The organism is Edaphobacter acidisoli, assembly GCF_014642855.1.
Taxonomy (GTDB): Bacteria; Acidobacteriota; Terriglobia; order Terriglobales; family Acidobacteriaceae; genus Edaphobacter; species Edaphobacter acidisoli.
Genome location: NZ_BMJB01000001.1, coordinates 3,173,897 through 3,188,081 on the forward strand (window position 1 = coordinate 3,173,897; position 14,185 = coordinate 3,188,081).

Consider the following 14,185-nt stretch of genomic DNA (forward strand, 5'->3'; position numbering starts at 1 on the left):
TGGAGTACAGCAGAAGTATATTACGGGCAATGGTGTAACGCTGGTTCCGCCGACTCCCACCGTCAGCATCGACAAAACCTATCCCTATGCCTACGTGTATCCTGCTGAAACTTGGGATACTCCATCCGCTGGTCTGCCGATGATGAATTATGGAGAGGGTTGGGAGACGTTTACGGCTACAATGTACTTGATGTGGGATCCTGGAATTCCGCCTTCAGGGCAATCATCCTGCACACCTGCCAAGACAGTTCAAAATGCGGATGGTACATTTACGCCTAGCACGAGTACGTGTGCCTCGATCCCTGTTCCTCTAAGTTCTGTGACATGGCATTGGTCTGGTTGTGCGATCAACCAGCTTGTCAATCAATCCAACGGGACAACCTATACATTGAGCACCACGAACGGATGCCCTGTTCAAACTCTCGGAATTCCACAGTCTTCTGGGTTTCCTACATGGTCTCCTGCGAGTTAATTCATCGTAATTGCAAAATCCGTGGAGGGATGGTGATGAAATCGATCATATGCTTTGTCTTGATGCTCCAGGGAACTCTTTGTTTGGCGCAAGCTTCTTTTGATGCCACCAGCAAGAAACCTGCTGCAATCAATCCTGCCTACACTATCGTGCTAACCTAGCCTACTGATACCTTCAGGTTGGGCTCCGCGATCCAAGTGAAGATGACAATCACGAATATAACTGCTGGAGATATCTTTTGGAGAGCCATTCCGACTACAGATAAAGATTCATGGTACAGAGGGTTCCATTTTCTTCTCATGAAGGATGGGAAGGAGGTAGAAACTACTGTCTTTCACCGAAAAATCTCAGGTAGGCAACGGCGAGGTGATCCTAATGAAGTCGTTAGTGGCAGCAGTGTTTTGCTTCCGAAACCGCCCGGGATAATGTTTGTTATGACGATTGATGTAAAGCACCTATATGAAATCACAGAACCCGGACAATACACTCTGAAGGTCAGCCGCACCGAGGAAGACAACAAGACCACGGTTTACTCTAATGAGGTAACGTTGCATGTCCGGCCCTAATCCAATCGGGAATTTCCCGGTGTCCGATCCCATTAACTAGGTTCTTCCTTACATTTGGTGCAAGCTGAGCTGGTTGCTAATCAGGCAGGATGGTCAATGCCAGGAGAACGATTTCGTTCTGAGCCTCGGAAGGGCCTGTTTATCAGACGCCCAGCACGACGCAAACGTATGTCTGACGGCACAAAACCCAAGCGTGAGGGCGCAAAAGGGGCACAAAATACTCGTCTTCGTGAAGTTTGCAGGGACTTAAATGGCGGCTAAGTTCCTGTAAAGTCAAATGGTTAACAGCTTGACACGGTAGAGGTCGTTGGTTCGAATCCAATCGTGCCTACCATATCCTTCAACAACTTAGCAGTGAGAAACAGCCCATTTGGAAACAGGTAAGGGCGAAAATCGCCATTACGCCGAAACCCGAGCGAGCTGTCCTAACCTACCCTTAACTTAAGGTGCTGCCAGCCTGTTCTGTGCGGCGCGTATGTCCACCATAACTGCTGGGCATACGTTCCGAGCGTCATGGTTGGCATGGCGTGTCGTAAAGTCCGTCGGCACGGCGCCATCATTGCACGTTCAATGTCAGTGTTATCGACTGTGCAAGAGACCCGGAAGATGCGATAACCGTCAACGGATAAGCCTGAGGATGTGGGGTCGACTGAGTGCTGCTGCTACCTGCACAGCCGCTTATGAACGCAGTTACCCCGAACATTACGAGACATAGGCAGATGAACCGAAAACCCTGACGCGATGCTCTACGGAGTCTGCCACCAATCGGCAACAGCATCAACCCAAGCAATATCGGAAGCGTGCTCCGTCTAAGCGGAATTCCATTGAAAAGCATTGCCGTAGTATTCGGTAGGGTCACCGTCAAGGTCACATTCGTTGCACCTGTACCCACCGCCACCGTTGATGGGGAGAACGTTGCGGTCGCCCCAGGCGGCAGTCCGGCCACCGCGAACGTAAGAGCTGCACCTGTACTCGGAGGCATCGCAACGAGAGCAAAGCTTGCCTGTCCGCCAGGAGAAACCGTCACCGATGACGATCCCGTGCTCGAATTGCTGATCGAAAAGCTCTCCACCATCTGCGCCAGTGGCGCGCTCGTCACCGGTGCAAAGTTCTGGTCTCCCGAGTACGACACCGTGATTGCATGGTTTCCGGCGGACAGCGCCGACGTGGTGAAGGTCGCAGTCCCTCCGCTCAGTGTCCCCGACCCCAATTGTGCGGTCCCGTCCAGAAACGTGACCGTCCCTGAAGGTGTGCCGCCGCTGGGAGATGTAACAGTCGCGGTGAATGTCACTAAATCCGAAACCAGAGATGGATTCAGAGATGAGCCTACTGAACTCACTCCCGGCGTCGCCGTTTTCACCGTCAAGATGACGCTTGCCATTGCGGTCTTATAGTCCGTTGTGTCGCTAGGGGTGAATGTCGCAGTCAGAGTCTGTTGCCCCGCACTCAAAACCATTCCTGGCTGCGGAGAATAAACGAACGTCCCGGCTACCGTTGTCACCGCATCCAATTGCGCGGAGCCGAGCGGCGTTCCATAAGTGATTGGTGCCGGCACTGCCCATGTAATGGCTGGGACGACCGGTCCGACGACGTAGGCCGCTGAGGCTACCGAGCTTACCGTATAACCTGTCGCCACCGCGATAACCTTCAATGTCTCGGTCGATGTCATGCTGATAGGGCCACTGTATTGAGGCGAGGCCGCGGTCGGCGTGCTTCCATCCGTCGTGTAATACAGCACGGCTCCCGGCGTTTGGTCCGTGATCGTCACCGTCTGCGCCGACGTATATGTTCCAGGCGCCAGATGGAAGTCCGGCGTCGCCGCCGCACCGGAAAACGTGACTCTACGCACCCGATAGTTGCACCAGTCCGCAATGTAGAGGCTCCCCGACTTGTCGAAAGCTAAGCCGTCAGGCACGCAAAACTCGGCCATCGTCGCAGAGCCGCCATCGCCGCTGAAACCGGTGTACCCACTGCCAGCCACCGTTGTGATCACGCCTCCGCTAGCCGGCACCCTCCGCACTTCGTTAACTTCGTTCGAAATATAGAGATTCCCAGTACCGTCCAGCGCGATCCCGATAGGATCAATCTCCGCATTCGTCGCCGGTCCGCCGTCGCCGCTCTCGCCTGTATTTCCATTGCCAGCCACCGTCGAAATGGTATCTGTAGCCGCGTTGACCAGGCGAATACGCCCATCGGCCGAATCGGCAATGTACAGATTTCCATGGCCGTCCAATGCAAGGTCTACCGGACTCTTAAGTGTCGCTGAAGTCGCTGGTCCACCGTCGCCAAGTGCACCCGTCCCGCCACCTGCGACCGTACTAATGATTCCAGTGCTCGCGGAGACCATACGCACTCGCCCATGTGCCGAGTCCGCAATGTAAAGATTTCCCGCACTGTCAAAGACTAGACCCTGTGGGCTGGCGAGATTGGCTGAAGTTGCCGGTCCGCCATCGCCGATATTCGAAAACGAGCCGCTACCTCCGGCGAAAATGTTGATCTTGCCCGTCGCCGCTGCAACCTCGCGCACGACGTTGTTAAACGTGTCCGCAACATACATGTTGCCTGCACCATCGAAAGCAATATGCGTTGGATTATTCAGGAGCGCGCTCGTCGCCGGGCCCCCGTTTCCGCTGTATCCAGATGTTCCGGGAGTGCCTACCGCAACGCTGATCGTACCTGTCGTCGCCCCGACCATCCACACTGTGTTGCTGACCGGATCGGCGATGTACAGATTGCCCGCAGCATCAAATGCCAACCCTTCCGGGTTGCGGAGCTTGGCGTCGATGGCTTGTTCCCCAGCCTCTGCTATTCCAAAAGCACCGGTTCCAGCCACAGTAGTCACTACCGCCACAGGCGGGTTTGTAATGGTATAGCTAGCTGAAACGGGGGCGCTGGGCAGAAACCCTGGAGCCACAGCCACCGCCTGCACCTTCGCAGACCCGGTAACAGTGATCGGCCCACGGTAACCTGCGCCGGCCGTGGTTGGAACCGATCCATCCAGTGTCAGGTAAATCTCCGCTCCTGTCGTCGCGCTCGTGACGCTCACCGCAGGCGGGTTAGCATACGTACCCACAGGCTGATTGAATACGGGGGCCGCAGTCACTGCCGTCGGTGGCGCAGCAGCCACACTTACTTTGCGAATTCGATGCGCCCTGATCTCTGCAATATAGATATTTCCCGCGCTGTCCAGCGTGATTCCCCCTGGATAGCAGATCACGGAGTCAATCGCGACCTCCCCATCGCCACTCATGGAGGAACACGTTTGCGGATGCCCAACAATGGTATTGATGATGCCGTTGCTGGCCGTCACCTCGCGCACAACATAGTTGTTGGTGTCGGAAATATATAAGTTCCCGGCCGCATCCACCGCTACTCCCTGCGGACCAAGGAGCCGTGCACTCGTAGCAGGGCCTCCATCTCCGCTGAAACTCGAGCCTGAAACGATCGGCCCGCTTCCCGCCACGGTTGTAATGACTCCAGTGCTCGCCGTGATCTTTCGAATCGCATTGTTCCCCCCATCCGCGATGTAAAGATTTCCGACGGTATCTATTGCAAGGCCTTGCGCATAGCTCAATGTTGCGCTTGTTGCAGGACCATTGTCGCCGGTATAACCATAAGTCCCGGTTCCCGCTACCGTGGTGATAATCCCTGTGCCCGCCGACACCTTGCGGACACGCGACGCGTCTGAAATGTACAAATTCCCAGCACTATCGAGCGCCAGCCCTCTTGGATTTTGAAGCTGCGCGCTCGTCGCCGCGCCGCCATCGCCCACGCTACTCGCCGTTGGATTGCCTGCAACCGTGGTAATCGTCCCAGTGCTGGCCGCAACCATGCGAACTACCCGGTTCCCCTCGTCAGCGATATACAGATTCCCGGCGCCATCGATTGCCAGAGCGTAGGGCAGTTGCAACTGTGCGCTGGTAGCTGGCCCACCGTCGCCGCTATAGCTGGCGATTCCAGTCCCGGCCACTGTCGTAATCACACCGCTTCCTACAGCAACTTTCCTCACAACGTTGTTTCCGCTGTCGGCAATGTAGATGTTGCCTGAGCTGTCTTCCACAGATGCCTGAGGACTGTTAAGGCTCGCAACGGTCGCCAAACCGCCATCCCCCGAGTACCCCCAGCTATCATTCCCGGCGATCGTGTAGATATACGAGCTCTGTGATAAACCGATGAAGAACTGTCCCGCGACCGCACTACTCGGGGTGTATCCGCTTGGTGCCGCAATTGCTGCCACGGTCTCCGACGCCGAAACCATAATCGGTCCGGTATAAAGCGTCGAATTCAGCGTTGGAATTGTTCCGTCTGTTGTGTAATAGATCGCCGCGCCAGCCACGGAGTCTGAAATCGTCACCGACTGCGGTCCGCCAGAACTCCCACCAGCCGGCGAGATCACAGGAGCGGGAGCTACCGGGAAATTCAGCGCAAAAGTCGCGGAGGTGTAGGTGCTCTGAACATAGCCAGTCTCCGACGCGTATGCCTGTATCGTCTCATTTCCGCCCACAGCCAGCGTAATCGGCCCCGTGTAGGGAACGAATCCATTGGTCTGGACCGGCCCCAGCGCGGAATAGTAAATTGTGGCTCCGGGAATCGATTCACTCATCGTTATCGTGGAAACTGAGGAGTAGGTCCCGCCCGCTGGCGAAATAACAACTGGTCTCAGGCCCGCCGTCAGCGGTGTAGTCGGGGAAGCACTGGGCGAGTAATTGCCATCTCCCGCATAGCTCGCCTCCACGTTGTGTGTTCCTGCGCCCACCGGCGCAATGTCTGTAATGGTCGCCGTCGCCGTCTGCGTTGGCTCCGTCAGCAGGATCGATGCGGTATCGACATACTGGGTCAGCATGGCCAAATCGGGCACGCCATCGCTATCGAAGTCACCCGCGACGAGGGCGAACAGACCGGTCCCCCTGCTCACATTCGGAGTCGTAACATACGCTGCGAATGTTCCGTCCCCGGCGCCGATCAGAAGATCGATCTGGTCATTGTAGGTATCGAGCCCCGCCAGATCAAGCTTGCCGTCCTGATTAAAGTCACCTGCGACAAGGCTCAGACCAGCGCCGGCGAACGGGCTGCCGGTTGCCTGTTTGAAACTCCCATCACCATTCCCTAAGAACACACCTACTCCCCCGCTATAACCGAAGGCCAGGTCCGTAACGCCATCACTATTGAAATCCCCAACCGCAATCGAATCGACAAACGTATTCACAGGAATCTGCGTCGGCAGTGCAGTAAACGTCCCATCACCTTTACCGAGGAGAACAGTAGCGCCGCTGGGAGCGAAGTAGTTGGCGACCACAAGGTCCGGAACGCCATCGCCATTAAAATCACCCGCTGCAATCACGTTAAAGCTTGAACTGTACCCGTAACTCGTCCCCATCGACGTGAACGTTCCATCCCCTTTGCCCAGGAAAATCGTGACTTCGCCTGAACCGACAAGTCCGCCCACGACTGCAAGGTCCATTTTTCCATCGCCATTAAAGTCTGCGGCAACCATCGACCCTTGAACGACATCGCCGCCAACCGGCCCCGGATTATAACCCTGGGTAGTTTGCGGCGCAGCGAACGTTCCATCGCCGTTCCCCAGCATGACCGTGACATTGCTGGTGCCGTAGCCGGTCGACGAATTCAACATCGCCAGGTCCGTCTTGCCATCTCCGTTGAAATCGCCCGCGATCATGGAGGAGGAATACAACTGCATGCCAGTCACCGCAGTCGTTGGCCCAGTCGTGAAAGTGCCATTCGCCCCGCCGAAAAAGATAGTGACTGAATATGGACCTCCGCTGAACGAATTGGTGCTCCAAAGCAAGGCAAGATCCGGAATACCGTCTCCGTTAAAATCGCCTTCAACTTCCCCTACGGGCGCATAGCTCAATGCCGGTGTCTGCGAAATAAGCCATCCGAATCCGGACTTACTCGTTCCCAACGCAGCAGTGCCCAAACTTGTATTCCCGAAGCTCGTGTCCAGGAAAGACACGTTCCCTGTCGGCGCAGCAGTGCCTCCATATCCCACAACCGTTGCCGTTAATGAGTAATTGGCCGCGTAGCCGCCAGCCGAAATCGCCGTCATGTCCGTGTAGACAGGACTCGGCGCGGGCCCCACGGTCAGCGACACAGGATTCGAGGAACTACTTGCACCATAGCCATCTTCGACAAGGACAGCTTTGTAACTATGTGTGCCGGCGCCAGGGACGAACTTGAATGTCGCAGTCCCGCTGCTCGTCAACACACCTGTTCCCAGAATATGAACATCGCTACAATAAGTCGCTGATGCATCGCAGAAGTTCACCTGGCCTGTCGTAACCGGGCTCGTCCCCGCCGCCACTGTCGCTGTTAGCGTAACTGCTGTTCCCGGAGTAACGCTCGTTACCGCCGAACCTCCGGCAGTCAGTGTCAGTGTTGTTGCCGTCGTGGGAGGAACGCCCCACAACGGTATCGTGCCCGAGACGCTTGCGTTGTAATTGCTATCTCCCGCATAACTCACATCCGTCTGGTGCATCCCGGCGGGCAAAGAAATATTGGCCGATGCAGTCGCCGTCTCCGTTGGTTCCGTCAGGTACAATCCCAGCGTACTGTTGTAATAGCCGCCGGCCGCGATGTCCGGATACCCATCCCCGTTCAGATCACCCACGCCAACCATAAGGTAATAAGGAACGCTGAGACCCGTAACGACCGGAATATCTCCGCCAAACGAACCACTGCCGTTGTTCAAGAGAACGTTTACGTTGCCGCTCGCGTCCGCCAGAACCACGTCCGGGACGCCATCCTGATTAAAATCCGCAACCTGTATCCACGTAACGCTCGTGGCATTTGAGCCCTGAACCGATGAAGACGGATTGAAACTCCCGTCCCCGTTACCGGTGAGTATCGTCACCGACTCGCTAGTGCCGCCTACACCGCCGGCCGCCACAGCGAGATCAAGTTTGCCATCTCCATTGAAATCGGCCGTGGCAATCTCCAAACCATCGCTCGTCCCACCATTGGTACCGGAATGCACCGTACCGGCAGTCGTAAACGTGCCATCTCCATTGCCTAGAAGGATGGTGATCAAGTCGCTGTAAGCATCCCCAACAGCCAGGTCCGTTTTCCCGTCCCCATTAAAATCTCCTATGGCAACGGCCGAAGGACGCACGGAAATCGAAGGAGCAGCAGCCATCGTAAACGTGCCGTCTCCATTTCCAAAGAGGATGCTTATCGTCGATCCGTAACTATTGATCACTGCCAGATCGGCAATGCCGTCCCCGTTGAAATCCGCAGTCAACAGTTGGGAGGGATTCGTGTCGCCGCTCGGCAGGTTGGCTTGGATCGGCGTCCCAAACGTCCCATCGCCGTTCCCGAGCAGGATAGAAACGGCGGATGAGCTGTACATCGCCACGGCCAGGTCTGGAATTCCGTCCCCGTTGAAATCAGCAACGGCCACAGAACCTGCAGTCGGCCCCGAAATCGAAGGCACAGGAGCTTCAGTGTAGGTTCCATCCGCTCTGCCCAGGTAGATCACCACCGGGTTGTCATTCACCACCAGATCAGGAATGCCATCGCGATTGAGATCGGCCACGAGCACAAATTTGCTTCCCGCCGCATTGATGGATTTAGGGTTTGGCCAGCCGACCCCGGCAACAGCAGTCCCCAGCGTCCCGGTCGTCAGAACGGAATTCCCATGGTTCGCATCCTGGAACGATACCGCCCCAGTGGGTGCCGCCGTTCTCCCGGCTTCGGTCACCGTGGCCGTGAGTTGATAGTTTCCCCACGATCCGCTCTCCGTGACCGTGGCCGCCGAGGCAATCGGCCCGGGCGTGCCCGTCACCGTCAGTGTCGATGCCCCTGACGCACTCCCGGCATATGTGTTGGTCCCAGCAAACACTGCCTTGAAGCTATGACTCCCAGTGCCCGGTCGGAACACGAGCGTCGCCGTTCCTGAGCCGGTCAATTGTGCCGTCCCAAGCAGATGAATATCCGTGCAACTTTTCGCAGTCGCATCGCAAAAGTTCACCTGTCCCGGCCTCACTGCAGTTACTCCCGCGTTGACCGTAGCGGTCAGGGTCACGACGCTCCCGCTAGTCACTGACGTAACCGCAGTGCCGCCCGAGGTGATTGTGAGGTTCGTCGTTGTCGCAGGCTTCGTTTGGCCGAATCCATTAATACTTGCAAAGCACAGTCCGACCAATACAACACAGAGACCTACGCACCCCTTTGAAGGCCTGACAATGATAGACATCCAAGCAAACAACGATGAACCACAACGCATCCGAAGCTCCCGTTGGCGGCAAGGGATCGCCATCAGGAACCAATCAGACCGCAAACATACGGTACAAAAGGCATCCTGCACAACTGCCCAGCAAGTTCGCCGCCTGAAAATCGTGTGAAGAATAACACGAATTTGGCGGCTCTCGACTGAGAAACTCAACCTAAATTACTCTTACGCCGGGAGCACTTCTTCCCCTATAGGCGATGAAGAAGTTGGGGCTGTGATTTGTTCAGCAAGGATGCTTGATAGTTGAAGCAGGTGTTTCCCTGGATGTTGGGTAGAGGATATAAGGCAAGCAGCGCACGGGCTTGCGGGCTCACAGGAATTGGCCCGGTCAATGGGTTGCCGGTCGCGGGGTTGTAGATCGTGACCGGTTAACCTTGCGCGTTCGTCGTGCCGTTCATTGCGCTCTGCCGTGGTTGGCGTCAGCTGTGCCGGTGCTTGCGCTACCATTGCGTGTCCATTGATTTGGCAGGCGCTATCACGCCGGACAGCGAATCTCGACCGGGTTCGTTGAGTCCGAGCTCAACGAGATTGTCTCGAAGCGGATGGTCAAGAAGCAGCAGATGCGATGGAACCGCTCTACTGTCTAGAGCTTTCTCAACGTTCGCGTTCAGGTGCTCAATGGGACTTTAGAAGACTCATTCCGTCATGGGCACAAGGGCTTCGGCCAATCTCGAACCAATCACAACTAACGCAGCATGACCACCCACAACTTTGCACACACTCTCTCCCTGAGGGCAAGACACATTTTCAGCGCCAAACGATCAATGAGAAGATCGCGCGATGGACGACAAAGCGGAACCTCTGACACTACACGACTAGGATTGTCGCAGTGCCCCAATCGCTTTTTAGGACTTTTGGTACGGCGGCGTCTCCATTTCATGCTGAAGTGCGGAGCGGTTCGCATTTTGACGCGTATTGTTTGAACATACTGAGTGCCGGGCAGCAATCAGATCGACCGTCTTTCCTCGCTGTTGCCGTTCGTGTCGCGTTGATTTGCAACCGTCAGCGTGGGTCCATCTATGGGTCAAAATTGGGTCCAATAAGCGCTTTGTTCAGTGCTGCTAAGTTACTGACATTGCGTCAAAACGAAGATCGACACGGTAGAGGTCGTTGGTTCGAATCCAATCGTGCCTACCATCCTTCCAATAACTTGGGGATCATGACCCTCTGCTGCTGCCGGTTTTGCGACTGGTTTGTACTGCAAGCTAGCCGCTGCGATCGAAGACGATGCCATGAGCTGAACCTGAATACAGTTGGTTAGGTATCTCTGCAATCTTCTACTCGAACCGAGAAGGGACCTTATTTAATACCGGTTTGTTGAAGAAGTCTGGGGAAGCGCGGGTCGGAGCGCAGCGGATCAAGACAGGGGTCTACCTGGAGATAAACCAAGCCAACATCGTGGGCTTGCAAGGCGTCCTCAAGCCAGCGGAAGGCCTGGTCCTTTTCTCCCAGGCCAGCGTATACCAGCGCAATTTCATATCGTCCAACCCCATTCTTTTGCACGTTCTCTTCCAGGAGCGGGATAATCTTTTTTGCAGCAACGATTTGACCGTCACGAGCATAAACATTTCCCAGATGCCCTAGAGTGTATGGGCCTGTTCTGGATTCCAGAAATGCATGAATAGACTCCGGATACATGTTCTTTGCTGCATAAATAGCACCGAGTAGGAAGTTCCAATCCGGTAGCCCAATGTCTAGTCCTTGAACGGTTCGTGTTACGCTCAATGCCTGATCGTATTGATGAGCAAAGTAGTAGATGAACCCTTCGGCGTGAAACGTACTTGCAGAAACCGGATCAAGATCGACGCTCTGTTCGATTTCGGCGATCGCCTCCTGTGGGTGGCCGGTTCGAACGAGGTAGAAGGCATACTTTTCGTGGTTGGTGGCTGAGCTGGGATTCAGGTTCAGGGCCTGGCGGAACTCTGCGGCCGCAGCTGGCCAGTCTCTGTCAAGGGTCATGGCAGTGTTGGCTAGCTCTGCATGGGCCTCGGACAGGGAATCGTTCAGCCCTATTGCTTTAAGTGCTTCCGTCTTCTGGAGAGTAAATGCCTGCTCATAAGGCATCTGTCCGGATTCACCCATCAGCCCATAACAGCTTGCAAGCGCAGAGTGGGCGCGGGCATAGTCGGGGCTTATGCCGATTGCCTGGCGGAAGTAATCCAGGGCTCGCTGACAGTCGGATCGATTCCGCAGCAACAACCCATGCAGATAGAGATCCTGTGCCTGGGGATCAACAGGGTGCGTACGATCGAGACGCGCCTGTTCCTGGGGCGTTACCTTTGTGCTGATCTCTTCCGCGATTTCCTGTACAACTTCTCCTTGCCAGGCGAAGACCCTACTGATGTCCTGGACGTAGGTGCTGGCCCACACAGGCCGATCAGTTCTGGCGTCGATCAGTTGCACACTGATGCGCACTTGGTTTCCGTCGCGCAGAATACCACCCTCAACTACGCCGTCAACGGCCAGCTCCTTCGCGATCTCGGGAAGCTTTTTTTGCGTTCCTTTGAAGCTCATCGAAGAAGTAAATGAGATGATGCGAAGAGTCGATACTTGCCCGAGATCGTTAATCAGCTCTTCCGTGAGCCCGTCGGCAAAGTAATCCTGTGCCGGGGCTCCTGAAAGGTTGTCGAATGGCAGGACGGCAATGGAATGGATGCCTTTGGATGCCAACGAGACATTGTGCCACTTTTTGAATGCAATCCAGCCACTAATCGCAATGATGGCTACAGCCACACTGGCTAACAATGCAACACGGCCGAGTCGAAAAGGCGGAGAGACCGGACGTCTGGTCTCCGCTGGTTCCGTTCTTTGTGCGATCTCCTTAATTGAACTTTGCTCCGACCGTGCAGGCTCGAAGTGGAACCGTGGCATGTAAGACCCGCTTAGCAGCTCGATCCTGACGGGAGGTTTACCGTCCTTTGCCTCCGCACCGTAGTAGCGAGCCAGTCTTTTTCGTGTTTCGCTGGCACGGACACGCACCACTGAATCGTTCCCAGTGTCATACCCGACAGGGCGTCGAAACAGTTCGGCTCCGATCATGCGTTCTCTGAGGCTATCCTTCTCCCCATCCAAAGCGTGGGTGACGACCAGTCTGAGGAACTCTTGGGTCCGTTTGCTGCCTGCTAAAGTTTTGCTGGCCAGAACCTCCTCCAAGTGTTCACGCACTAGAGCAATTTGTTCTGGACTGAGAACTTCCGCCTCGTGCAGCGGAGATGGAGCGGTATTCGGCATCGCCTCTGAAGTTCACTTCCTTGTGTCGCCTACTATATCAATCGTCCACTCTCCAAGAGAACCGACCGCTGCAAAGTGCTCTAAACGTCCTTTCGGTTGCCCATGCAAAGGGGTGTCGCAGGTTCATGCTAACTTGATTTAGTTTCAGCCAATTAGGCGGAAATTTTACGTAGCTTAACGTCCTGCTAAGCCGTTTATTGCTTTACATCGGGCTTAGCACGGTGCTCGAATGCGGCTACTCGTCAGATGGGTGTTGTTCGTTGTACTAGGGATTGTGCGGGTCTTCCCATCTGATGGCTCCAGTCCTTGGAGAAGACTTCTAGTTCCCTTGGCGCTTCTGATGCAACGGGAATATGTGTTGTGAGGTGGATCATTCAAGAGTCGTATTCCAGGTTCCGGACATCCGCAGTGCTCCCGCAATGGGGAGCACTGCGAGGATCGTGTCTGGTTGGAATCGTTACTTTCGCTTTGATCGCAGGGCCCCAGATGGTGTCTCAAGCTGCCGTCACAGATGTCAACGTGCGTCAAGCCATGGAACAGGGAGCAGACGCCATTAAAGCGGGGAATGCCAGCGAAGCAGTTACGGACTACACGGCCGTGACGCATGCTCTTCCGGAGTTTGCGGAAGGATATCTGGATCTTGGTCTGGCACTCGAACAGACGGGCCAACTCGCGATGGCTCACGATGCACTGGAGAGATCGTTACAGTTGAAGCCTGGACTTCGCGGCGCAAACCTCTTTCTTGGCATTATTGCGTATCGTCAGGATCGCTACAAAGATGCGGAGGCCAGTTTATTGCGAGAGACCCACGATGATCCACGTGATGCAAAGGCGTTTATGTGGCTGGGTGTCTGTTATCTGGCTGAGAATAACCCGAAGGCCGCGATTGCTCCTCTCGACAGAGCATACTTGCTGGATCCAAAGGATGAGGATATTTTGTATCACCGCGGTCACGCGTACCTGCTGATGGCCAACGCCTCGTATGCTGAGATGTTTAAGCTCAACGAGGATTCAATGCGCGTTCATCAAGTACTAGGCGAAGCATATGCAACTGGCTATCGGACTGAACAGGCCATCTGGGAGTTCGAGCTGGCCGTAAAGATGGCTCCAAACCAGCCGGGACTTCATGAGGAACTTGCCGATCAGTATTGGATCGCGGGCCAGATGGACAAGGCGGCTATAGCTTATCGCGATGAGCTCCGCATTGATCCCTATTCGACTACTTCCAAGTTCAAACTGGGTAGCCTGCTCGTGCTTAGACAGAGTCCACAGGAGGGAGTGGACTTGCTCAATCAGGCATTGCGCGCAGATCCAACATTGAACGACGCTCACTATTATCTGGGAAGCGGATTAATGAATCTCGGACGCGATCAGGACGCAATTCAGGAGTTCCAGCGGGCAATAGCTGCAGACGCTGGTAATGGCCGAGCCATCAGTTCGTACTATAAGTTGGCCAGGCTTTATCGAAAGCTTGGAGATACGCAAGCTGCCGATGATGCGATGCAGAACTTCCTGCGGATGAAGAGTCAGATTGCCGCACGGCAGGACCGCCATACAGCACAAATAACACGAGACCGGGCATCGCTTCCTGTTGATGATGCAGAGAGTACAACGGCCTCGACGGACCACTAACATTTCGAGATGTAAATGAGGAGCAGCCGCCCGGAT

3 protein-coding genes are annotated in these 14,185 nt (G+C 55.2%); 1 reads left to right on the forward strand and 2 read right to left on the reverse strand.

Going from position 1 to position 14,185, the window contains the following annotated elements; genetic code table 11:
- Positions 1-1,594 precede the first annotated feature (1,594 nt).
- Positions 1,595-9,313: an FG-GAP-like repeat-containing protein gene (locus tag IEX36_RS12980; protein ID WP_308422307.1), complete on the reverse strand. Its 7,719-nt coding sequence runs from the start codon at positions 9,311-9,313 to the stop codon at positions 1,595-1,597.
- A gap of 1,272 nt (positions 9,314-10,585) precedes the next feature.
- Entirely contained in the window at positions 10,586-12,517 is a 1,932-nt protein-coding gene (locus IEX36_RS12985; RefSeq protein WP_188759684.1) for a TPR end-of-group domain-containing protein, read from the reverse strand.
- A 489-nt stretch (positions 12,518-13,006) separates the two neighbouring features.
- Here IEX36_RS12985 and IEX36_RS12990 point away from each other — a divergent pair, with 489 nt between their 5' ends.
- On the forward strand, positions 13,007-14,149 hold the full coding sequence (locus IEX36_RS12990) for a tetratricopeptide repeat protein (protein WP_188759685.1): 1,143 nt from the start codon (positions 13,007-13,009) through the stop codon (positions 14,147-14,149).
- The last annotated feature ends 36 nt before the right edge of the window (positions 14,150-14,185 follow it).

Bases quoted from the DNA above. Each gene is read 5' to 3' on its own strand.
- IEX36_RS12980 (WP_308422307.1), bottom strand. From the start codon at position 9,313: ATGGCGATCCCTTGCCGCCAACGGGAGCTTCGGATGCGTTGTGGTTCA.
- IEX36_RS12985 (WP_188759684.1), bottom strand. From the start codon at position 12,517: ATGCCGAATACCGCTCCATCTCCGCTGCACGAGGCGGAAGTTCTCAGT.